This window comes from Flavobacterium sp. DSP2-3-1 (assembly GCF_049896865.1).
Taxonomy (GTDB): domain Bacteria; phylum Bacteroidota; class Bacteroidia; order Flavobacteriales; family Flavobacteriaceae; genus Flavobacterium.
In genome coordinates this window covers 1-24,615 of record NZ_JAFCVD010000005.1, presented here as the reverse complement: position 1 = coordinate 24,615, position 24,615 = coordinate 1, and the positions used below count along the sequence as shown (strand labels likewise).

At 33.3% G+C, this 24,615-nt stretch carries 17 protein-coding genes, 2 tRNA genes and 1 rRNA gene; 6 read left to right on the top strand and 14 right to left on the bottom strand.

Annotation, left to right across the window (positions count from 1 at the left end; translation table 11 throughout):
• Window positions 1-37: 37 nt before the first annotated feature.
• Window positions 38-2,488, bottom strand: a complete 2,451-nt coding sequence (gene lon, locus ACP7AT_RS07090) for an endopeptidase La (protein ID WP_426063646.1) — start codon at window positions 2,486-2,488, stop codon at window positions 38-40.
• A 307-nt stretch (window positions 2,489-2,795) separates the two neighbouring features.
• On the opposite strand from lon, the gene ACP7AT_RS07085 reads away from it, so the two are divergent.
• The 4 genes from ACP7AT_RS07085 to ACP7AT_RS07070 are packed head-to-tail and all read left to right on the top strand — an operon-like array spanning window position 2,796 to window position 5,678.
• Window positions 2,796-3,350 (top strand): RNA polymerase sigma factor, encoded by a 555-nt coding sequence (locus ACP7AT_RS07085; RefSeq protein ID WP_426063645.1) that lies wholly within the window; start codon window positions 2,796-2,798, stop codon window positions 3,348-3,350.
• Window positions 3,347-3,883 (top strand): anti-sigma factor, encoded by a 537-nt coding sequence (locus ACP7AT_RS07080; RefSeq protein ID WP_426063644.1) that lies wholly within the window; start codon window positions 3,347-3,349, stop codon window positions 3,881-3,883. Before ACP7AT_RS07085 ends, ACP7AT_RS07080 begins: the two co-directional genes overlap by 4 nt.
• Window positions 3,867-4,928: a hypothetical protein gene (locus ACP7AT_RS07075; protein WP_426063643.1), complete on the top strand. Its 1,062-nt coding sequence runs from the start codon at window positions 3,867-3,869 to the stop codon at window positions 4,926-4,928. The genes ACP7AT_RS07080 and ACP7AT_RS07075 overlap by 17 nt, the downstream gene beginning before the upstream one ends.
• A gap of 15 nt (window positions 4,929-4,943) precedes the next feature.
• Complete coding sequence (locus ACP7AT_RS07070; protein ID WP_426063642.1) at window positions 4,944-5,678, top strand: head GIN domain-containing protein; 735 nt, start codon at window positions 4,944-4,946, stop codon at window positions 5,676-5,678.
• Between the two features lie 34 nt (window positions 5,679-5,712).
• Here ACP7AT_RS07070 and ACP7AT_RS07065 read toward each other — a convergent pair whose 3' ends face one another.
• The 6 genes from ACP7AT_RS07065 to ACP7AT_RS07040 form a co-directional block, all read right to left on the bottom strand.
• On the bottom strand, window positions 5,713-7,038 hold the full coding sequence (locus ACP7AT_RS07065) for an MFS transporter (RefSeq protein WP_426063641.1): 1,326 nt from the start codon (window positions 7,036-7,038) through the stop codon (window positions 5,713-5,715).
• A 177-nt stretch (window positions 7,039-7,215) separates the two neighbouring features.
• Window positions 7,216-8,031 (bottom strand): M48 family metallopeptidase, encoded by an 816-nt coding sequence (locus ACP7AT_RS07060; protein ID WP_426063640.1) that lies wholly within the window; start codon window positions 8,029-8,031, stop codon window positions 7,216-7,218.
• 90 nt (window positions 8,032-8,121) lie between these two features.
• The gene (locus tag ACP7AT_RS07055; protein WP_426063639.1) at window positions 8,122-10,521 is read right to left on the bottom strand and encodes a glycoside hydrolase family 31 protein; all 2,400 of its coding nucleotides are present in this window, start codon (window positions 10,519-10,521) and stop codon (window positions 8,122-8,124) included.
• A 196-nt stretch (window positions 10,522-10,717) separates the two neighbouring features.
• On the bottom strand, window positions 10,718-12,625 hold the full coding sequence (gene glgB, locus ACP7AT_RS07050) for a 1,4-alpha-glucan branching protein GlgB (RefSeq protein WP_426063638.1): 1,908 nt from the start codon (window positions 12,623-12,625) through the stop codon (window positions 10,718-10,720).
• A gap of 67 nt (window positions 12,626-12,692) precedes the next feature.
• A complete protein-coding gene (locus ACP7AT_RS07045) occupies window positions 12,693-13,973 on the bottom strand; it encodes a glucose-1-phosphate adenylyltransferase (protein ID WP_426063637.1) in 1,281 nt (426 codons plus the stop codon).
• Window positions 13,970-15,391, bottom strand: coding sequence for a glycogen synthase (locus tag ACP7AT_RS07040; protein ID WP_426063636.1), 1,422 nt, complete (start codon window positions 15,389-15,391; stop codon window positions 13,970-13,972). Before ACP7AT_RS07040 ends, ACP7AT_RS07045 begins: the two co-directional genes overlap by 4 nt.
• Window positions 15,392-15,559: 168 nt before the next feature.
• On the opposite strand from ACP7AT_RS07040, the gene ACP7AT_RS07035 reads away from it, so the two are divergent.
• On the top strand, window positions 15,560-16,426 hold the full coding sequence (locus ACP7AT_RS07035; RefSeq protein ID WP_426063634.1) for an alpha/beta fold hydrolase: 867 nt from the start codon (window positions 15,560-15,562) through the stop codon (window positions 16,424-16,426).
• A gap of 39 nt (window positions 16,427-16,465) precedes the next feature.
• Complete coding sequence (msrB, locus tag ACP7AT_RS07030) at window positions 16,466-16,855, top strand: peptide-methionine (R)-S-oxide reductase MsrB (protein WP_426063633.1); 390 nt, start codon at window positions 16,466-16,468, stop codon at window positions 16,853-16,855.
• Window positions 16,856-17,552: 697 nt separating this feature from the next.
• On the opposite strand, the gene ACP7AT_RS07025 is transcribed toward msrB, so the two are convergent.
• From ACP7AT_RS07025 to rrf, 7 genes are all read right to left on the bottom strand, one after another.
• Complete coding sequence (locus ACP7AT_RS07025) at window positions 17,553-19,175, bottom strand: amidase (RefSeq protein ID WP_426063632.1); 1,623 nt, start codon at window positions 19,173-19,175, stop codon at window positions 17,553-17,555.
• Window positions 19,176-19,316: 141 nt separating this feature from the next.
• Entirely contained in the window at window positions 19,317-19,868 is a 552-nt protein-coding gene (locus ACP7AT_RS07020) for a hypothetical protein (RefSeq protein WP_426063631.1), read from the bottom strand.
• Between the two features lie 401 nt (window positions 19,869-20,269).
• Window positions 20,270-23,275: a histidine kinase gene (locus tag ACP7AT_RS07015; RefSeq protein WP_426063630.1), complete on the bottom strand. Its 3,006-nt coding sequence runs from the start codon at window positions 23,273-23,275 to the stop codon at window positions 20,270-20,272.
• Window positions 23,259-24,011, bottom strand: a complete 753-nt coding sequence (locus ACP7AT_RS07010; RefSeq protein WP_426063628.1) for a LytR/AlgR family response regulator transcription factor — start codon at window positions 24,009-24,011, stop codon at window positions 23,259-23,261. The genes ACP7AT_RS07015 and ACP7AT_RS07010 overlap by 17 nt, the downstream gene beginning before the upstream one ends.
• Before the next feature lie 269 nt (window positions 24,012-24,280).
• Window positions 24,281-24,366, bottom strand: a tRNA-Leu gene (locus ACP7AT_RS07005).
• Window positions 24,367-24,372: 6 nt separating this feature from the next.
• A tRNA-Phe gene (locus ACP7AT_RS07000) sits at window positions 24,373-24,445 on the bottom strand.
• A 68-nt stretch (window positions 24,446-24,513) separates the two neighbouring features.
• A 5S ribosomal RNA gene (gene rrf / locus ACP7AT_RS06995) occupies window positions 24,514-24,615 on the bottom strand; the annotation flags it as partial.

The window sequence follows — 24,615 nt, the reverse complement described above, 5'->3', positions numbered from 1 at the left end:
TGGAAGTTGGATTTTTAACATTTAGAAGTTGTATTGATTACAAATCCTTTGCATTTTTAACTTTCTGATCAGTTAAAGCAAATTTTAATACTTCGCTCATTTCTTTCACATAATGAAAAGAAAGTCCTTCCAGATATTCTGGTTTTATTTCGTCAATATCACTTTTGTTTTCGTGACACAAAATGATTTCTTTAATGTTGGCTCTTTTGGCTGCCAGAATTTTTTCTTTAATTCCGCCTACTGGCAACACTTTTCCACGTAACGTAATTTCTCCTGTCATCGCCAGGTTTTTCTTCACTCGTTTTTGTGTAAACAACGAAACTAATGAAGTTAACATTGCAATTCCGGCACTTGGACCGTCTTTTGGAGTGGCTCCTTCCGGAACGTGTAAGTGAATATTATATTTCGATAGTATCTCTGAATCCAACCCCAAAAGTTTCGCATTTGCCTTAATATATTCTAAAGCAATGGTTGCAGATTCTTTCATGACCGTTCCTAAATTTCCAGTTATGGTCATGTTGCCTTTTCCCGGAGAAAGCAACGATTCTATAAACAGAATGTCACCACCAACAGAAGTCCAAGCCAAACCAGTTACCACACCGGCAACATCGTTGTTCTCGTATTTATCTCTTTCTAATCTTGGTACACCAAGAGTTTTTATGATATCTTCGTCGGTCACTTTTTTGTTATACTCTTCTTCCATTGCAACAGATTTTGCTGCGTTACGGATTACTTGAGCAATTTTGGCTTCTAGACCACGAACACCCGATTCACGAGTGTATCCTTCGACAATTTTCTCTAATTGTTTTTTACCAATGCTTAAATCCTTTGTCGTTAAACCGTGTTCTTTCAATTGTCTTGGAAACAAATGCTGGCGTGCAATTTCTACTTTTTCTTCAATCGTATAACCTGACATTTTGATAATTTCCATTCTGTCTTTCAACGCTGGTTGAATTGCTGCCATGTTATTTGAAGTCGCAATAAACATCACTTTAGATAAATCATATCCCATTTCAAGGAAGTTGTCATAAAACGAATTGTTTTGCTCTGGATCTAAAACCTCCAGTAATGCTGACGATGGATCTCCTTGATTACTATTTGATAACTTATCAATTTCATCCAAAACAAAAACCGGATTTGATGTTCCTGCTTTTTTCAAACTTTGAATAATTCGCCCTGGCATGGCACCAATATACGTTTTTCTGTGTCCTCGAATTTCCGCCTCATCACGTAAACCACCAAGAGAAATTCGAACATATTTCCGACCCAAAGCTTCTGCAATAGAACGTCCGATAGATGTTTTTCCTACTCCCGGAGGTCCTGTCAAACAAATAATTGGAGACTTCATATCATTTCGCAATTTTAAAACTGCTAAATGTTCTATCATTCTTTTCTTAACATCTTCAAGACCAAAATGATCTCTATCCAATATTTTCTGTGCTCTCTTTAAATCGAATTTATCTTTAGAATATTCATTCCAAGGCAATTCTAAGAATAACTCTAAATAGTTTCTTTGAATTCCAAAATCTGGCGCTTGCGGATTCATACGGCGCATTTTAGACATTTCTTTTTCAAAATGTTTTTTGGTTTTTTCATCCCATTTTTTGGTCAAAGACTTCTGCAACATTTCGTCCATTTCCTCTTCCTGAGAAACGCCACCCAATTCTTCCTGAATGGTTTTCATTTGTTGATGGAGGAAATATTCACGTTGTTGCTGATCCAAATCAAAACGGACTTTAGACTGAATATCATTTTTCAACTCGAGTTTTTGCAACTCAACATTCATAAAACGAAGCGTCTCTAAAGCTCTTTCTTTCAGTTCATTAATTGCTAATAAATCTTGCTTCTCTTTCACAGAAAGATTCATATTAGAAGTCACAAAATTGACTAAAAACGATTGGCTTTCAATATTCTTAATAGCAAAGGTAGCTTCACTGGGAATGTTAGGATTTTCTTTGATAATCTGAATGGCTAATTCTTTAATTGAATCCAGAATCGCTACAAATTCAGTATCATTTTTCTTAGGTCTTTTTTCAGGAACTTCCTTAATTTTCGCGGTAATATAGGGTGTTTCATCAATTACAGAGGCAATTTCGAAACGTTTTTTACCTTGAAGAATTACGGTAACATTTCCATCAGGCATTTTGAGCACACGCAAAATACGGGCTACAGTACCTATTTTATGAATATCATCTTTGGTTGGATCTTCATCTTCCTCATTGATTTGAGCGACAACTCCAATAGTTTTTCCAGCGGCATTAGCATCATTAATCAGTTTTATTGATTTATCGCGTCCCGCAGTAATAGGTATCACAACTCCAGGAAATAAAACCATATTTCGCAAAGGTAGTATGGCCAATAATTCCGGTAATGCCTCATTATTCATTTCCTCCTCATCCTCGGGAGTCAAAAGTGGAATTAAATCTGCTTCCGAATCAAATTCTTGAAGTGACAGATTGTCAATAGTTAGTATTTTATGATTTGACATATATTATTTAAGTCTTTTTGTCATTAAAAAATTTATTCTTTAAGCAAATATAAGGTTTCAAAATATTCTTTTTAGATAAAAGCAATGTTTAATCTTCATAATCTGCATAACGCTGAATGAGTCAATCTTTGTGCCAAAAGAAACTATCTTTATCCTATTTTTCATCAGAAAGTGATATTTTAGACTTCACAAACTAATGCGAATAAAACAGTGCAAGAGGAATCAAAAGAAAAATTTAGTTTTATTTTTATAAAAGTGTAACAAACAAATTAATAACAAGTCCTTGTTCTAAATCACTGTCAGCTGTTTGAACGTACATCAAAATAATATCGAAGAATTGATTTTGCTATGTAAGCAAAAAAATCAAAAAGCACAATGCGAAATCTACAATAGCTATGCGAAAGCCATGTATAATGTCTCGCATCGCATCGTAAAAGACAGCCATTTTGCCGAGGATGTGATGCAGGAAAGCTTCTTGAAAGCTTTTACCCGAATACATGACTACAAACAAGAAGTTGCTTTTGGCGTTTGGCTTAAAAGAATTGTTGTGAACTGCAGTATTGATTTTTACAAAAAGAATAACCATTTCAAACCGGAGGATTTTGATACAACAGTTCATAAATTGGAAGAAACTGATATTGGCATTACAGAAAATAACGATTTTAAGGATTTAAAAGTGAAACAAATTCTAGATACAATTGCTTTATTAAAATACAATTACAGAATGGTTTTAACGCTCTTTTTTATTGAAGGATATGATCATGAAGAAATTAGCGAAATTCTGACTATCAGTTATGCCAATTGCAGAACTACTTTGAGCAGAGCCAAAGATTGCCTGCGAAAAAAATTAGAAGAAATATGAAAAAAGAAAATAAAAAATTAGACCACTTTTTCGAAAAATTTGAAAATCAATGGGATATCGAGATTATTGAAAATAATCATGAGGAACGATTTATAAAAAAATTAAAATCAAAAAAATCAGATTGGAAACGTTTTGTGGGGATTGGGATCGCTGCTTCTATAATTGTTTTATTAAGCATTTCTATCTTCAATCATACTCCTAAGAAAACGGAGGAGTTGCACTTTGCATCAAAAGAAACAAAACAGACCGATTCCATTTTTACTGTTTTAATCGAAAGAGAATTAGACAAAATAAACGAAAAAAAGTCTCCTGAGAATAAAAAAATTATTGCCGATGCACTCAAGCAAATGAAAGTTTTGGATGCGGATTATGAAAAAATCATGCAAGAATTAGAAACCTATGGGGAAAGCAAACAGATTATTTACGCGATGATTAGCAATCTTCAAACTCGGATTTCTTTTTTGCAAAGTGTACTGCAACATATTGAAAACAAGGAACAAAAAATAAACATAGCAGATGAAAAGACAATGTAAAATACTGATTTTGTTAATTTTAACTCCATTTTTGGGACATGCGGTTGATACTAATTTTCTTCATTCGAAAGAAAAAAATATCAAGAAAGCCTATTATGTAAATCCAGATGCTGCGCTCTTGATTGAAAATTCGTATGGAAATATTACAGTAACCACTTGGAATGAAGATAAAATTGAACTTAATATTAGTATAAAAGTGAGTGGTGATAATGAGAATTGGCTTAACCAGCGCATTGAAACGATTGCTGTTGAAATAGTCGCTTTGAAAGGAATGATTTCTGCCAAAACGATTTTGGGAAATCCAAGTTATAAGAGTCCGGGGAAAAACAATAGTTTTGAAATAAATTATACCATTAAAATTCCCAAAAACGGAAATGTAAAACTGAATAACAAATACGGTAATATTAGTACTACTGATCTTTTGGCTGATGCCGATATCAAATGCAAGTATGGGAAAATAACATTAGGGAGATTGTCCGGAAATAGCACAATTCAAATGGAATACTGCTCTAACTCGAGTATTGTATTTCTAAAAAACGGAATAATTACCGCTAAATATTCTAATTTAAAAATTGGAGAAGTTACTAAATTGAATTTAATCTCTGATTACACAGATATTGAAATTGAAGAAAGTGACGCCATTAAATACAACAGTACATACGGAAAAATCAGAATTCAAAATGTAAAAACATTGGATGCAATGGGCAACTATTTGACCATACAAATCGGAGAAGTTTTTGATTATTTAAAACTTAACACAAAGTACAGTTCTGTTGCCCTTCAAACCATAAACACAAAGGCAAATTCAGTTGATATAGTCGCGCGATACACTGGAATAAACATCGGATACAATCCTAATTTTGCGTTTGATTTTAATATTGCACTAAAATATTGTAACTTTAAATATGACAACAAATTAGAAATTAACTTAAAGGAAGAAGCTTCAAACTCAAAAAAATACAGTGGCTATCACAAGAAAAAAGGGCTTAACAATTTGAACATAATTTCAGATTACGGAAATGTAACACTTACCAGAAACCAATAACCTAAAACAAAATATATGAAAAATTCAATCCAATTATTTATCAGTTGTGCTTTATTAACAACCTCGATGACACACGCACAATGGTCCTCCAATGCAAAAATAAAAGGTAACGGAACTGTAGCTTCTGAAAAAAGAACCACCGCTTCGTATGACGCGATTGCTGTTGCAGGATTTTTTGATGTCGAATTAATATCAGGAAAAGAAGGAAAAATTACTTTAAAAGGGGAAGAAAATTTATTGCCTTATATTAAAGTTGAAGTCGTGGATCAAGAATTGAAAATTTTTGTTGAAAAGAACAAATACATCATCCCCAACAAAGGAAAGCAAATTATTATCACAGTCCCTTTCGAAAGTATAAATCAGGTTTCTTTAACTGGTTCTGGCGATGTACTAAGCAAAAATCGAATTGAATCAAAATCATTTTCAGTCAAATTAGCTGGTTCTGGTGATATCAATTTAAATGTAGCAACAACTGATCTTGAAATCAATTTAACCGGTTCCGGCGACTTGCAGCTAACTGGCTCATCAGAGAATTTGAACAGTAGTTTAAACGGATCGGGTAATATAGATGCATCAAATTTAAAGGCCAAAAATGTTAAGGTCACTGTTTCTGGTTCAGGTGATAATACAGTTTTCTGCAGCGAAAGCCTATATGCAAGGGTTTCGGGCTCGGGAGATGTTGAATACAAAGGTGATCCGAAGAAAAAAGATATAAAAGTGAATGGTTCCGGTACCATCTCTAAGTCCTAACTCGACCTTTTTCTTATACAGTAAAGGTGTTCTATCAATTTAGGATACCTTTTTTTGGAACTCTTCTCAACAAAACAACAGCCAGAACAAAGAATACTCCCAAAAACACAATGGCAAGTCTTGGACTGCCGGTAATTTGGTCAATAATTCCATATACTAACATGCCTATTACGATGCCAATTTTTTCAGCAACATCATAAAAACTAAAAAAAGAAGCGGTATCCTGCGTTTCTGGTAATAATTTTGAATAAGTGGAGCGCGATAACGCCTGAATCCCTCCCATCACAAGGCCTGCAATAGATGCCATCACATAAAAATGTATGGGTAAAGTAATAAAAAATGCAAGTGCACAAAATACTGCCCAAATACAATTGATCCCAATTAAAGTGGGAATATTTCCAAATTTGCCTGAAGCTCTTGAAGTTATTATGGCTCCAAAAACAGCCACTAATTGAATGATTAAAATACAAATAATTAAACCTGTTGTGCTTTCGGCTTTTGAAGACCAAGCAATTTCCTGTGCGCCAAAATAAGTGGCAACAAGCATTACTGTTTGTACGGCCATACTTGAAACAAAGAAACTGCCTAAATACCGTTTTAATGCAATGTTTTCGTTCAATAAAAACCAAACTATTTTTAACTCTTTCAAACCATTAAAAACAACATGGTGCGTTACTTTACGATTGGCGTTTTTATTGCCTTTTGGCAGAAAATAATACGTATACTGACTGAACAAAATCCACCACACACCTACCATAACAAAGGAATATCGCATGGCTTTCATTGCTGCTTCTCCATCAGTTCCGGTGATTCCAAAAAGTTTAGGTTTCATTATCATCGCTAGATTGATGATCAATAAAATCACACTTCCGATATATCCTAAGGAATATCCTTTAGCACTAATTTTATCTTGTTGCTCCACATAAGCTATATCAGGCAAATAGGAATTATAAAAAACCAAACTTCCCCAATATCCAATCAATCCAAAAAAGTAAAATGCCAATCCAATGTATATATTTTCAAGATTGAACCAATATAATCCCATACAAGACAATGCTCCCAAATAACAAAAGAACTTCATAAATGATTTTTTATCCCCCACATAATCAGCAATACCTGATAATAAAGGTGAAATAAAAGCGACCAACAGAAATGCAAAAGCGGTAACAAAACTAATTAAAGCTGAATTTTTCAGATGTAAACCAAAAACATCAATATAATGATCTAGTTCCGAAAATAAAGCTTCGTAAAAAATTGGAAACACGGCAGATGCGATGGTAAGCGTATAAACTGAATTTGCCCAGTCATAAAAAGCCCAAGCGTTTAATAATTTAGTACTTCCTTTTTGTAAATCTGCCATGATTAATTTTTTTATGATGCGAATTTATTTATTTTTCGTTAAGAATTGTAAAAAAAATGAATAAATCATGGGTTAACAAATCATCAATAAACACGAACAGTTATAAATATCTAAAAGGCAGAATACAAAAAAAGCTATCCCTTTTGAGGATAGCTTAAATTTATTTTTAGGTAAAAGTTACTTGTAGATAACTCCAACTTTGGCTGCTAAAGCTTTAGCTTCCGGAATTAATGCTTTTAAGTTTGCAATTCTTGTAGCGTCAGACGGGTGTGTACTCCAAAACTCTGATGGTGCTTGTCCTGAAGATTGCGCAGACATTCTTTGCCAAAAAGTAATTGATTGTTCTGGATTATATCCTGCAATTGCCATTAATGTAAGACCAATTTTATCCGCTTCGGTTTCATGACCTCTACTAAAAGGGAGTATTCCTAAACCTTGAGAACCAATACCATATGCTTGTCCCCATATTTGTTGTGTTTGTTCACTTTTACCTCCAGTGGCAACTGCTACTCCTACAGCTCCCAATTGTTGCAATTGAGAGGCACTCATACGTTGCGCTCCATGATTAGCTAATGCATGAGAAACTTCATGTCCCATTACAGTAGCTAGACCTGCATCATCTTTAGTGATTGGCAAAATTCCTGAATAAACAACAATTTTTCCTCCTGGCATACACCAAGCGTTCACTTCTTTATTGTCAATTAATTTATATTCCCAACGGTAATCTTGCAAATACTGTGATTGCCCTAAATAAATTAAATATTTTTCTGCAGCAGCTTTAATTCGCAAACCAACTGTTTCCACTTTTCTGGCATCAGCAGTTCCGGTAATTACTTTATTTTCCTTTAAAAAAGTACCATATTGTTGAAAAGAAGTTGGAAACAATTCACTATTAGAAACAAAATTTAAACTTTTCTTCCCTGTTATAGGATTCGTTGCACAAGAATAAACTAATCCTACTGCAAAAATCCCTGCTATTAAATGCTTTTTCATAATTTTATGATTTTAAATATTAAACAAAAATACAATTATCATAGAGATTTAAATTTACATAATTAAATGTAAAAGTATCAACTTTTTTTGTTATTCGCCTGTAATATGAAATGCCGTAAATTCTTTATCGACAATTAAATAGCTTTCATTTTCTAAAGTGCTTCTATCAAAAGACACTTCAACATTATCAATTTCAATCATTTTAACTTTAAATGGCAGACCAATTAAATTTATTTTATATTTCGTGTAATGCGTGTCATATTTTCCTTCTTTGTGTAACTGTATAATCAATTCTTTTTCTTTACCTGTGGCTTGGAATGATAGAAAGCTGTATCGTCCTTTTTTGTAATCATACCCATCTTGAGCATCCTCATACACTACTGATTTTTCCTTTCCTTCCTTGTAGTAAACATCTAATGTTAACTCATCAAATTCTAGTTCTCCAACATATTGTTGAACAGGATATTTAGGGATAATTGCTCCCGCTTTTACAAAAATTGGAATTTGATCAAATTTAGTGTCTACCCAAATCTCTTTTCCTCCTTTTACTTCTTCGTTGGTCCAATAATTATACCACTGTCCACGAGGAATATACATTCTTCTACCGACTGCATTAGGTTCTAAAATTGGACAAACCAATATTTGATTTCCAAAAACAAATTCATCATTTCTGTAATGTGTTTGAATATCTTCTTGATCATAATACACCAATGGTTTCAACATAGGAATTCCTTCCTCAATATATTGCCAAAACATAGTGTATAAATATGGTAATAATTGATATCTTAAATTGACAAATTTTCTAGTGATATCAATAACTTCTTCATCAAAAGCCCATGGTTCCTGGTCTCCGTGGTCTCCGGAAGAATGCGTTCTGCAAAAAGGATGAAAAACTCCCAATTGAATCCAACGGGCGTATAATTCTCCCGAAGGTTGCTCAGCAAATCCACCAATATCTGAGCCTGTAAAACCCATCCCGGAAATTGACATTCGTTGCACTTGAATATTGGCAATCCATAAATGTTCCCAAGTGGCCACATTATCTCCAGTCCAAGAAGAAGTGTAGCGTTGCGCCCCGGCATACGCTGATCTTGTGATTACAAATGGTCGTTTTGGATAAGCAAATCGTTTTACACCGTGATAGGTTGCTCTGGCCATTTGTGTACCGTAAATGTTGTGTGCTTTTCTATGGCTACAAGGGTTTCCGTCGTAATCATGACGCACGTCCATTGGAAATGTTTTATTAGGAACCTCCATTACTGCGGGTTCATTCATGTCATTCCACACTCCTTTTACTCCAATCTCCGAAATTAATTCTTTAAATAGTCCAGCCCACCATTCTCGTACTAGAGGGTTTGTATAATCCGGAAAATTACACTCTCCTGGCCAAACTTTACCTTTCATATATGGACCGTCAGCTCTTTTGCAGAAATAATCTTTTTCTAAAGCTTCTTTGTAGACGGCATATTCTTTGTCTATTTTTATTCCTGGATCAATAATTACAACCGTTTTGAAACCATCTTCTGCTAATTCAGCCACCATTCTTTTTGGATCTGGAAAATATTCTTTGTTCCAAGTAAAACATCGAAAACCTTCCATGTAATCAATATCCAAATACAACGCATCGCAAGGAATTTTCAACTCTCTAAATTTGGCAGCAACTTCTTTTAAATTACTTTCTGGATAATAACTCCATTTACATTGATGATATCCCAGTGCCCAAAGTGGCGGCAATTCGGGTTTTCCAGTCAAATCAGTGTAAGTGGTAACTACATCTTGCATTTGTGGTCCATAAATGAAATAGTAATTCATTTCTCCGCCCTCTGCCCAATAACTGGTTACGTTTCTTCTTTCGTGACAAAAATCAAAATAAGTTCTGAACGTATTATCAAAGAATATACCGTACGACTGCTTGTTTTGTAGTCCAATGTAAAATGGAACTACTTTATATAATGGTTCCTGATCCTTTTGAAAAGCATATTGATCTGTCGCAAAATTCTCCAGTCTTTTTCCTTTCAAATTCAATTGGGTTGCTTTATCACCAAGTCCGTAAAAACATTCCCCATCTTTTGAAGCCTTACTCATTTTTACGATATTCCCACCGTATTCATAGCTTTCTTCCCAATGGAACCCCAATTCATCCTCTAAAATAATATTATCCTCCAAATCATAAATAGACAATCTCATGTCTATTTTTTGAATTCTGCATTTTACTTTACTTGTTTTTATCTGATAATACTCTTCCATTTCAGAAACCTCAAGAAAATTATATCCATGAGAATGACTTTTGTCAATTGCATAAGAAAAATCATTACTGAAGTATCCTTTTGTGGTAAATCTAAATCGGATTAAACTGTCTCTTAATACCGTTACTTTTAATATGACACTATTTTCAGTGTGAAAACTTATGGAATCTACCTCATGTTCAAAAGAAACTATTTTTGTGGGATATAAATCTCCTTTGTATTCTAATTCTGTATTTGTAATCATGTTTTATGGTATTAATTCTAATCAATTTTTGGTTTCCAAAAATACAAAAATACTTTTAAGCTTATGTAAATCTGATGTTTATTAACGAAAACGTTGTAGTTTTTTTCAATGGAACAATCAGCAATATATACTGATGGTTTCCATAATAAATGAAAACCATTAATACTATTTATTTAAAAAAAAGTGAGTTTTTAACTTATGAAATCTTAAATACAATTACACTCAAAGGAGGTAAAAGCAACTCAGTAGAATAATCTCTTCCATCATAAGGCATGGCCTCGACTGCTATTTTTTTAGCGTTAGAAACTCCGCTTCCTCCATATTCTAAAGCATCACTATTAAAAATTTCGGTTAATTTACCTTTTTTAGGTAAACCAATTCGATAATCAGGGCGTATAACCTGAGTAAAATTGCAAATTACAATTACATCGTCTTTTGGATCATTTCCTTTTCGAATGAAAGACATCACAGCATTTTGATGATCGGAGTAATTAATCCATTCAAAACCTTCTGAACTGAATTGTTTTTCGTGTAATGCAGGTTGTGTTTTGTAGAGTTTATTCAAGTCCGTAATCAATTTTTTGACGCCGGCATGAAACGGATATTGTAATAAATGCCAGTCTAAACTTTCTGAAAAATTCCATTCGCTGCTTTGTCCAAATTCACTTCCCATAAACAATAATTTTGTTCCCGGATGCATAAACATATAACCATACAGTAATCTTAAATTCGCGAATTTCTGCCATTCATCTCCAGGCATTCTTCCTGCTATGGATTTTTTTCCGTACACCACTTCGTCATGCGAAAGCGGTAACATAAAATTTTCCGAAAAAGTGTAGGTCATCGAAAAAGTCAAATCATTTTGATGGTACTTCCTGTACACCGTGTCTTTTTGAAAATATTCCAAAGTATCGTGCATCCAACCCATCATCCATTTCATTCCAAAACCCAAACCACCCATAGATGTTGGTCTGGAAACCATTGGGAACGAAGTGCTTTCTTCGGCAATAGTTTGTACGCCTGTAAAATTAGAATAAACGGCTTCGTTAAATTCTTTCAGGAAACTGATAGTATCTAGATTTTCTCTTCCACCGTAAATATTAGGTTCCCATTCGCCATCGTTTCTGGAATAATCCAAATACAACATCGAGGCGACAGCATCAACGCGAAGCACATCAGCATGATAATGTTGCAACCAAAATAACGCATTACTGATTAAGAACGAACGAACTTCGTTTCGTCCATAATTAAACACTAAACTTTTCCAATCAGGATGATATCCTTTTTTACGATCTGGATGTTCAAAAAGATTCGATCCGTCAAAAAATCCTAAACCATGGGCATCGTCAGGAAAATGAGAAGGAACCCAATCCAGAATTACTCCAATTCCGGCTTCATGCAATTTATCTACTAAATGCATGAATTCCTGCGGATTCCCAAAACGGGAAGTTGGTGCAAAATATCCCACTAATTGGTATCCCCACGACGGATCGTAAGGATACTCCATTATTGGCATGAACTCTACATGAGTAAAGCCAGTTTCTTTCACATAGTTTACTAAATCTTCGGCAAATTCGAGATAAGTTAAAAACCGATTTTCATCTGTGTGACGTTTCCACGAGCCTAAATGTACTTCATACACTGAATAAGGTTTGTCTAAACCATTATGATTTTGACGGGTTTCCATCCAGCTAGCATCTTTCCATTTATACTCTAAATCCCAAACTACTGATGCTGTATGCGGTGGTTTCTCACAATAAAAAGCAAACGGGTCGGCTTTCTCAGTAATAATTCCACCATTATTGGATTGTATTTTATATTTATAGGTGGTTCCTTTTTCTACATTTGGAATAAATCCTTCCCAAATACCGGAGGAATCCCAACGAACTTCTAAAAGATGCTCGCCTTGTGTCCAAAAATTAAATTCCCCAACAACAGAAACGGAATGCGCTGTTGGTGCCCAAACGGCAAAATAAACACCATCCACTCCGTCAACCGTGGTAAGATGTGCGCCTAATTTTTCGTAAAGGCGGAAATGTTTTCCAGCTTTAAATAAATCAATATCAAAATCGGTAAAAAGGGAATGCGAGATAACTTTACTCATATAACAATTGTATGCTTCTGCTTTATGTAAAAATCAGAATATTAGTGTAAAAAAACAGTTTTAAGATTTACTTAATAATGTAATTATCCGGTATAACTGCTCCTTTTTTGATAACAACAATTCCGTCTTTTATGGCGTACAACTCATTAGAAAAGTCTTGTAAATGATTTCCACCATTTATGTAAACGTCGTCACCAATTCTGCAGTTTTTATCCACGATCGCATTGCTAATAAAACATCTTTCCCCAATTCCCACCAATTGTCTGTCGCTTTTAAGATCTTCATTCATATCATCAATATTCTGATAGAAATCATTACCCATTACGTAACTGTTTTGAATTATGGTACCTTCCCCTATTCTGGATCGAATACCAATTACAGAACGATTAATTTCTTTGGCATTCAATATACAACCTTCCGAAATCAATGATTTGTCAACCATTGTTTTTTGGAATTTTGATGGTGGCAACAATCTTGGTCTCGTAAATATTTTATTTTCGTTATCAAATAAATTGAATTTTGGCAAGTCATCTGTTAATCCTATATTCGCTTCAAAAAAGGAATCAATATTACCAATATCAGTCCAATATCCTTCATATTGATAACTTAAAATCTTTTTGTGCCCTACAGCTTGAGGAATAATTTCTTTACCAAAATCTTTGGTTTCTTTATTGGACATAATCTCTACCAACAGTTTTTTGTTGAAAATGTAGATTCCCATCGAAGCCAAATAATTTTTTCCTTCACTTTTCATTTGTTCACTCACATCCGATTCCCAGTCTGGCAACAATTCTTTAGCCGGTTTTTCAATAAAAGATTCAATACAGCTTTCGGAGTTTGTTTTTAATATCCCAAATTCAGGCGCGTCTTTAGCATTTACTGGCAAAGTAGCGATAGAGATATCAGCTTCGTTCTTAATGTGTTCTTCTAACATATCGTTGAAATCCATTTGGTACAACTGATCACCGGAAAGTATCAACGCATAATCAAAATCATGATTCAAGAAATGAGGCATACATTGTCTTACAGCATCCGCGGTACCTTGAAACCAAGTTGGATTGTCAGGAGTTTGTTCTGCTGCAAGAATATCAACAAAAGCATGGCTAAAAATACTAAAGTTATAGGTGTTTTTGATGTGTGCATTTAAGGAAGCGGAGTTAAACTGCGTCAATACAAACATCCTGTAAATATCTGAATTCATACAATTTGAAATTGGAATGTCAACCAATCTATATTTGCCTCCAATTGGCACAGCTGGTTTTGATCTTGATTCTGTCAACGGATATAATCGAGATCCTTGTCCTCCACCTAAAATTATTGCAATTACATTTTTCTTTTTGGCTTTCATTTCTTGTTAATTATTAGTTTGTACATTTCTATATATTCCTGACAAACACGCTCCCAAGAATGGTCCGTGTTCATTCCTATTTTTCGAATTTTATTAAAATGTTTTTTGTCGTCGTATAAATCAATTGCTCTCTGAATCGAATAACATATATCGCCAACTGTGGCCTGATCATGACAAATCCCGTTTCCGTCATCACCAAAGTCAATTACCGTATCTCTTAGTCCACCTGTTCGTCTCACAATAGGAATTGTTCCGTAGCGTAACGAATACATTTGGTTCAAACCACAAGGTTCTACTCTGGAAGGCATTAATAAATAATCAGAACCGGCGTAAATCAAGTGTGCTAGTTCTTCATTGTATCCAATGAACGTATTGTAATTTCCCTTGTAATCTTGTAGCAAACTATTTAATTGATTTTCAATAATTTTATTTCCAGAACCTAAAATCAAAATATTAATTTGTTGATAATTTTCTGACAATGCAAGCGCTGCGGCATGTGGCAATAAATCACCTCCTTTTTCTTCTAATAATCTTCCTATAAAACTAAAAAGTGGTTTTGTTGGATCCAGATTAAATAGGTTACATAACTTTTCTTTATTTTCCTGTTTTCCTTTTTCAAAATTTTTCATTGAATAGTTTTTTTCCAGCATCGCATCTTTTGCCGGATCCCAAACTTCGATATCAATTCCGTTTAAAATCCCTTTAGATTTATAACGCACCAGATTAAATAAGGATTCTAGTCCGTTTGCTGAATAATTGATTTCATTCAGATAGTTAGGCGAAACTGTCGTTACAGCCCAAGCACACTTTATGGCTACTGCCAATGAATTGATGCAATTATCCCATTCTAAAACGTTGACATGAGCCAAATCAAATTCTGGTAAATAATACAATTTATCAAATCCAAACTGACCTTGATACAAACCATTATGAATGGTAATCATGGAAGGAATATTCCGTAATTTTTCGTATTTACGGCAATACAACATCATAAATGGAATCAAACCCGTATGATGATCGTGACAATTAATGACATCCGCCACTTCGCTTCTGCTTGTAATCCAATCCAAAGTTGCAATTTGGAAAGATAAAAAACGCTCGATATCGTCTTGATATCCATAAACATCTTTTCTATCAAATAATTCCTGGATTTCAACCAAATACAATTCAAATCCTAACTTATCTGTTTTTTCTTTAAGAATATTAAAAGGAAAATTGAAATCCCCCAACTTTACATGCCCCCAATAGACACATTCAAAATCATTTTCTTTTTTAAATTTTGTGTCGTAGCAAGGCATCACTACACGTACTTTATGTCCTGCATTATTTTGATATTTTGGCAATGCGCCAACAACGTCAGCTAAACCTCCTACTTTCGCAACGGGATAACATTCTGCGCTGATATGAAATATTTCCATTTATGAAATTTTAATGTTTTCAGTAAATTCTTCTATGATTGGAATATTTAATATTTGAGTCTTTTATGTTAATACCAATAAAAAACTTTATAAAAAATACTACTTTTATGTTTTTCTAAATTTACTAAAAAATTTATAGAATAATAACTCGGTTAAAAATTTATTGAAATGACAAAAAAAACTTCTAATCATACCCAATCATTGAAAATTCCTAAGATAATTTTATTAACCAGTAAATTAATCTCTTTTATTTCTCCAAAACTAATTACATTATTTGCTGCTAAACTCTTTACGACACCGATAAAACATAAAATTCCAAAAAGAGAATTAGAAATGGATTACAAAAGCATTCAAAAATTAATCCGAGTGCCCGCAATTGATAAGGAGGTTGTTTTGTATCAATATGGAAAAAGCGAGAAGAAAATTTTATTAGTACACGGTTGGTCAGGACGCGGAACTCAATTATTCAAAATAGCCGACGAATTATTAAAAGCCGGATATTCTACTATTAGTTTTGATGCTCCAGCGCATGGAAAATCACCCGGTAAAACTACAATTATGGTCGATTTTATCGCTACAATTTTAGAAATAGAGAAGCAATTTGGACCGTTCGAAGCAGCCATTGGTCATTCATTAGGAGGAATGTCCGTTTTAAATGCGATAAAAAAAGGTTTAAAAGTAAATCATGCCGTAGTAATTGGCAGTGGAGACATTGTGGAAGATATTATGGATGATTTTGTAGCAAAATTAGAATTGAAACCAGCAGTAAGCACTCTTTTGCGCCTGTATTTCGAAAAAAAATACGGAGAAAAAATGAGTAATTATTCTGCTTTCCTAGCCGCCAAGGAAACTGCTATTCCAGTTTTAGTGATACATGACAATCAGGACCCTGAAGTTCCCGTAAAGGCTGGAATTCACATTCATAAATATTTAAAAAATGGAGAGTTACTACTAACAGACGGATTAGGACATAGAAAGATTCTAGGCAACCCTAAAGTAATTGAAAAAACAGTTCAATTCATCCAAAATAAATAATTGAAATACAACATTATACAATTAATAAAAAAAATAATCATGAAATATCCTGTAGAAAAAACCGAACAAGAATGGAAAGAACAATTAGGCGAGGAACGCTATAGAATTCTTCGACAAAAAGGGACTGAATATCCACACACGGGAACTTATAACTTGCTTTATGAAAAAGGAACGTATTGCTGCGGCGCCTGCGGAGAACCTTTGTTCGAAAGCAATTCTAAGTTTGATGCACATTGCGGTTGGCCGTCATTTGATGAATCCATTCCTGGAAAAGTTGAATATATTTCAGATGTTACGCATGGCATGAAACGTACCGAAATCCTTTGTGCAAATTGCGGCAGCCATTTAGGGCATGTGTTTGATGACGGACCTACAAAAACCGGACAACGCTATTGTGTGAACTCTTTATCAGTGGACTTTAAAGAATAGTGATACGGATTTATTTGAAAACTTAACGCAAAGGGCAAAAAATTTAGAATTAATTCTAACAAATAGGTAGGAAAAAAACATTCGTTGGAGTGTCATAATTTAAACGAATTTATGGTGACGGTAATTTAATAAGCGCAGAATTCCGATGCCAATATTAAAAAAATTGCCACAATAATATTTAAAGCATACCCAAATATGGAAAACTCAACGATTTCTAATGAGGAATCATTATTCCTGTGTATCTCTGAAGTCGGAAATTTTGGAACCAAAGCAAAATGGCTTTTAAAATAGCGCTAACCACCCAAAAAGACGAAAACATTCGACTAACCATGGAGGGTTTAGTTGCATTGAAGAGAAGCTGAAGATGATTCGCTAATCTAATTCTTCGAGAAGCAAAAGTTCTTGTATTGGGTATGATCGCCGATTTACATGTTATTAGAGTAGTTCCGAGAATTGGAATAATAAAAGAAACCTAAGATGGAATTAAAGCCAAAAAAATAGTTGATGCGAGTATCGCTAAAAAAATTTTTGGGAGAAATTGGGATGGCTATTTCATTTTTAGGATGAGACATTTGCCGCCCACAATTCAAATGTCCAGAATATTTAATTAACTCCATTTGTGAATATTAAGTAAAAATAAAAGGGTAAAAAGTGATTCACTCTTTACCCTTTTTAATACTCTTTATTGTGTAAATAATTATATAAAAGAAGGCTTAAATACTGGTTTTAGTCGCTTTTTAGATGCTTGTTCATACGCATAACCTAATCCGATTAATTCTCCTTCAGTGTACGGCGTTCCAAAAAAAGATAATCCAACGGGTAAATCATACACTATCCCATTTGGAACAGTAATATGTGGATATCCACTTGCCGCTGCTGGCGATGTCAAAGAATATCCTCCCCAACGATCCCCGTAAATCATATCAATACTGCAAGCAGGGCCCATCGTTATTCCACAAATGGCATCCAACTTATTTTCTTCAAAAACAGATTTTAAAACACTTTTACTTCCTTCGAAACTTGCGGCTAATGCTTCCAAGTATTTTTTATCATCCAAACCTTTTTTTGCGTTAGAACTCTCTAATGTTTCTTGTTTAAAATAAGGCATTGCTTTATCTTCATTACTGCTATTAAAATCTATTACATCTTTTAAAGTTTTTACTTTTGCATTGGCCGTAGCCAAGTAGCTGTTCAATCCGTCTTTAAATTCATATTGTAAAACTTCAAATTCGGCTTGACCAAAAGCATTAATTTTATCGAAATAGTCAATTTCGACAATGACAGCACCTTGCTTTTTTAGTAGGTTAATGGCATCGTTTAAAAGTGCATTTATGTATTTATTATCTCCTTGCGGTTTTTTCTCAATACCAATCCTTTTTCCTTTCAAAGCGTTTGCATCTAAAAATGTCGTGTAATCTTTATGAGCTTTCCCTTTGCTTTCAAGCGTTACGGCATCATCTTGGTCATCAGCAGCAATTGCACCTAATAGTATTGCCGCATCGGTTACGTTTCTTGCCATTGGACCAGCTGTATCTTGTGTTTTTGAAATCGGAATAATTCCTGAACGGCTAACCAAACCTACTGTTGGTTTGATGCCCACAATTCCATTTACTGAAGCTGGGCAAACAATAGAACCATCCGTTTCGGTTCCAATAGCAACTACGCAAAGATTTGCTGACACAGCGGTACCTGATCCCGCACTGGAACCACATGGATTGTGATCTAAAATGTAAGGATTTTTAGTCTGCCCGCCCCTGCTACTCCATCCGGAACACGATTGCGTGGAACGAAAATTTGCCCATTCACTCAAATTGGTTTTGCCAATGATTACTGCTCCAGCCTCTCTCAGTTTTTTAACAACAAAAGCATCTTTTAAAGCAATATTCCCTGCCATAGCCAAAGATCCTGCGGTTGTTTGCATTTTATCGGCAGTGTCTATATTATCTTTTATCAAAACAGGAATTCCGTGTAAAGGCCCTCTGATTTTGCCTGCCATCATTTCTTTATCCATTGCAACAGCAATAGTTACTGCATCCGGATTGATTTCAATAACCGAATTTAATTGAGGTCCATTCTTATCTACCGCTTCAATGCGTTTCAAGTACAGTTGCACTAATTGTTCCGAAGTATATTTTCCGGAAGTTAATTTCTCTCTTAAACTGCCAATGGTTTCTTCATCCAGTTCAAAGGCTTGATTAGAATCTCCTAATGGTACTGAATCTTCATTCTTTTTGGTACTGGAGGTGCAACCGGTAACCAAAAGTGTGGTAAGACCTGCAGAAGCAAGAGTTGCAGTGGTTAAAAAAGATCGTCTTTTCATAGGTTAAGTTATTTATGTGGTTATCGATTTATTAAACAAAAAACTAAAGTAGTTTTTTTTCACAAGATACAATAACCTATTAATTGGAACAAATGTTAAAGTTTAAATTCTCTTAATATGGAAATAAACGATAATAAACTCCTAAACAAAAAAAAACGAAAATAAAATGGAAATTAAAATTAGATACGTAAAAACACGGACTAGCTTTCGTTGAGGATGTTTGTAATGAACGGCATCATTTTTTAAAAAATTACTGAAAAACAACATCAATTTGCTTTCAAATAGTTTTGATAATTGCTTGCTTAAAACATGTGAAAAAGTGAATAAAGTGCTTTTTTCTAATGAGGAATTCCCCTTATTATTTCCATCTTTAGTATCACTAAACCCAACAATACTATTACAGTGATAATTTCTTAAAAATCCTCTATTCTCGTCCTCTTCCTCTTCAATATTCCTTAAAACGAAAAACCAAGAACAGATCAAAAAACTGAGCAGCATAAAATATATTGAAAAATCAATTTCTGAACCTTTCACAAGGGTAAAATAGTATATTCCGAAGCCAATATTAGAAAATAAAAGCGATTTGTAAGGCGAATTTGACTTCGCTTCTACAAGGAAACTCAGTAGAACAATACCAAAAGCGATATAAGAAATAAAGGTAAAATTTTGCAAAGGAAAAAAAATAGAATCCATAATTAAAATTGTTTTATTTACTTTACGATAATGTGATTTTTTGAAAGAAAAGTAAATGACTGCCTTGACAATTCCCTTTCGAATGTTGCAAACATAAAAAGCTTCTTAAATTTAAAATCGAAGAACATATAGATCCACAATGTTTACAAAAATATTGCGCTTTTTCTAGACCTTCAAATACTATTACTTCTAGAAACACAATTTTCACAGTAATACGTTTGCATATGATTTGATCTTCGATTTACCTCCTTTTAAACAAAAATATAGGTTTACCGTAAGCCCAATTAAATAGTCTTATAAAAGGTACTTATTAAGCTATGAAAGAGCCCAATTGGTTTATAAACGTAAAAGGCTCCGATCCAAAATTGGATTAGAGCCTTTATAATTAATCATTTCAATTATTATACCGTCAATCTTATCGTAACTGTCGTTCCGTTATTTTCTGTAAACTGAATGTTAATCGGATTGACATTTGAAATTTGCAAAAGGGAAAGTCTTTCTTTAGTCAGTTGAATGCCTTTTGAATTATGAATTTTTGTTTTTTTAGCAGCATTTAAGCTCATTCCGTTATCAACAATTTTGCATTCTAAAATATTCTTAGTCAACATTTCAAAAGAGATTGTCAATTTTGGCGCAGGATGCGAAGCGTAAAAGGCATGAACAAAAACATTTTCAACAAAAGGCTGCAACAACATGGTAGGAATTTTGGAATGGTAGACATCTACGTCAGAACCAATATGGAATTCCGTTTCAATTCGGTTATCAAAACGCATATTTTCAATCATAATATAGGATTTCAAATACTCAATTTCTTCTTCAATCGCAATCGTTTGTTTAGATGAATTTTCTAATGTTTGACGAATTAATTTAGCAAACTCTCCTATATATTTTAATGAATTACCAATATCATTACTAATAATATAATCCTGTATGGCATTCATAGCATTAAATGTAAAATGAGGATTCATCTGGCTTAATAAAGCTTCCAGCTTGGTTTCTGCGATACGTTTATGTATCACTGCCTGCTCTCTGGATTTCTTTTTAGATTTAAAAATCAAATACACTAAAACATTAAAAATAGACAAAATTGCTAAAGCAATAAACCACCAGGTCATCCAAAAAGGAGCTCGAATATGAATTTCCAATAATTTAAAAATGGTTGCTTTCCCTGCATTCGAATCAAAAACTTCAACTTCTAAATTATAGTTACCGTACGGTAAATAAGGTAAAAACAGGTTTGTTTTTTCACTGTAAGGACTCCATCGGTTGGTACTTTTTAGACGATATCGAAATTTTAATTTATTAGGAAAATCATGCCCTTTTGGTATAAAATCAATGGAAAACGAATTGTCTTTGTAATCACAAATTAATTCTTTTGAATTATAACGAAACCATGTATAATTAGAGGAACTAATTGGAACATTGTTAATTTCGATTGTTGAAATTGTCATCTCTGACACGGTCATTTGTGGCGCTATTAATCGCTCTAAATTAATTGTGTAATATCCTTTTTTAGTTCCCAACCACAATTGATTTTCGAATATTTGTGAAGTGGTAACCGCGCAATCTTTCAATCCTTGCTCTTTATCAATCAATCTAATAACACCATCCTTATACAAGTTGATTCCTTTTTCGGTTCCGATGAGAATAAAATCTTTAAACGATTCTAAAAACAGAATAGTATTACCTTCAATCTCTTTTTTAGAAATAGTTTTTAAAATTTTAAAAGCTTTAGAGTCATCTACAATAAAAACATTTCCAAATTCGGCAGCCAAAATAAGTTGTCCCTTGCTATTAACTGTAATATGTTTAAGCTTTTTCTCCTTCCAAATTCCTTCAGCTAAATAAGAATAAAACTGATTATTTTTATAGACATACAATCCATTAAAAACAGATAGAAGATAAGTTTTGTCATTATAATTGAGCGTTTTTACGATGGCCGTGACCTTTTCATCTAAAGATTTTACTTTCAAATTATAAATATCATCATATACATGAACTCCGCCATAAGGATTGGTCTCAAAAAACTTATTATTTGGAGTAAAACCAAATTCATAAGTATGAATGGGAACATAGTTTATTATCTTTCCATTTAAATCAATTTCAAAAAGTCCAATATTACTGCTAACCCAAAGAACTTTATCATAATTTACGAGCCTGTAAAGTTCAATACCGCTTGCAGGTAACTTATAATTCAATTCAAAAAAATCATCGGCGTGTGTGGGCAATGGTTTTTTGGTTTTCTTTATAAAATCTATTTCTGCCTTTTTAAAATCGGATAAAGAAATACTACTGAAAAGAGTATTAGAAGCATTGAAAATAGAGATCCCTTTATGGTGCAAAATGACTTTTTGATTATTAAAAACTTCAAAATCAATAATCGATTTCTCCTCAAACAAGTTATAATCAATCATTTTATTCAACCGGACTTCATAAATTCCTTTGTCTTTCGAACCTACATATAGAATATCTTTTGATTTATCATAAACAACATTGAGTAAATTTCGGGAATCAATACCATAGTGATCTGAAACATTAACCATCTTATTATTAGAAATCTGATACAATCCACCATCACTGTCGAAAAGGCCCCAAGAAGCAGCAAAAATGTCATCTCTGTTGTCTTTTACATATTCCCAAATAATAGATTGACCAAAGGTACTTGTAGATAACAGACCCTTTTTTAGATTTTCTAATTCAATAATATTAATAAATCCCTTGTTGCTTAAAAAGAGTTTAGAGTCAAAATTTCCTAAACTATAAGCGTGCGAATCATTAGCATTTCCAGTAATATTAAATTCTACAATAGGTACAATTTTCGGAATGGATCTAGAAAAATCAACTTTAAACAGACCTTCATTAATAGTCGAAAAATAAACGTCCTTTTTATAAGTAAAAAAATCACTTACCATAAACACTCCAAAATGAGGACGAATTCCTTTTATTGTAACAACTTTATTGGTCTTAATGTCGATAATAGAAATACCTAATTCAGTTCCAATAAACATTTTATTTTTATACGAAAATAATTTTCTAACCCGATCTAAGGGCAATCCATTTTTAACATTAAAAACAGTAAACTTTTTACCATCATATTTGCTAACCCCACCTCCATAACTGGCAAACCACATGTTTCCATTGCTATCTTGATTAATATCCCAACAGCTGTTATGACCCAAACCATCAATTTCATTAAGAGTAGAAAATGAACCATTCTCCATTCTGGAAACGCCATTTTCAGTTCCAATCCATAAAATATTTTTTGAATCTAAAAACAATGAGCGAACTGCATTATTAGGTAAGCCATCTGCGGTAGAATAATTCTTGGAGGGATAATACTGCCCTAAAAGTAAATATGGGAAAAAAAATAGACCGAAAAAAAGGATCAACTTATTGAGAAATCGCATCAATTAATTCTTTTTTGGTAAATGATTTATCTGAAACAGGAATTTTATCACCAGTAATCATTTCTAAGATAAATTCATCAGATCTGAAGCTAATTACAAATTTGACATTAATTAGAAAGCTTCTATGAACTCTCAAAAAATTAGAGGAATGAAGCAATTCACAAGTCTCCTTAAATGATTTAGAAGTAAAGTGATTTTTATCCAAAGTATGAACTGTAGTATAAGCTCCATCCGATTTACAAAAAATAATTGTATTGGCTTGCACAACTTCAAAACCAGTTTTTGAGGGGAAAACAATTCTTTCTTTCCCTGTATTCTGATTGGCAATGTTCTCCGCTAATAACTTATAACGATCAAAATTAATTTTAACCAATTTGGCTTGCTCAACTCGAGCAATTGCTAATTTAAAATCGGCAATGTTAATGGGTTTAAGAAGATAATCTAAAGCACTATTTTTAATAGCATCTATGGCATATTCTTTATAAGCTGTTGTAAAAATAGTTTCAAATGTTATCGTTTCAAAATATTTAAAAAGTTCAAAACCATTTTCGTCTTGCATTTGAATATCTAAAAAAACAATATCGGGATTGTATTTTTTTATCGAAACAACTGCTTGCTGAACGGAGTTACATTCGTCAATAATTTCTATTTTTTCGCTAAAATAAAGATTACATAATTTTCTTAGAAAACTACGTCCATGGGCTTCATCGTCAACTATAATTACTTTTAATTTCATTTAATTATAAATATTTTAGCTAAAAATACTACATTTAAAAGTTGAAACTTACCAACAGTAAATCTTAAATGACCTTTACAAACAAAAAAATTTTATTCAACCAAAGAAATAGGATATAATAGACTCAGAAATAAGTTTAAATTATAAAAAAGCGAAGTCAAAATCGGAAATTTGAAATTAATTTTAATTTTCTTACAGGAAATAGCTAATATATCATGCTATTTATAAATAAAAAAACTTCATCAGTTTTAAACTAATGAAGCCTTTTGTACTCAGAGCGGGACTTGAACCCGCACGAACATTGCTGTTCACTGGATTTTAAGTCCAGCGTGTCTACCAATTTCACCATCCGAGCATTTTGTGGTACCTCCAGGGATCGAACCAGGGACACATGGATTTTCAGTCCATTGCTCTACCATCTGAGCTAAGGTACCGATAAACATCTTCTTATATTAAAAAACAATGAATAAAAAACCCCGTTCATCAGAACGGGGTTTTCAAAGAAAGGCGACGACATACTCTCCCACATAACTGCAGTACCATCTGCGCAGGCGGGCTTAACTACTCTGTTCGGGAAGGGAAGAGGTGAGCCCCGCCGCAATAA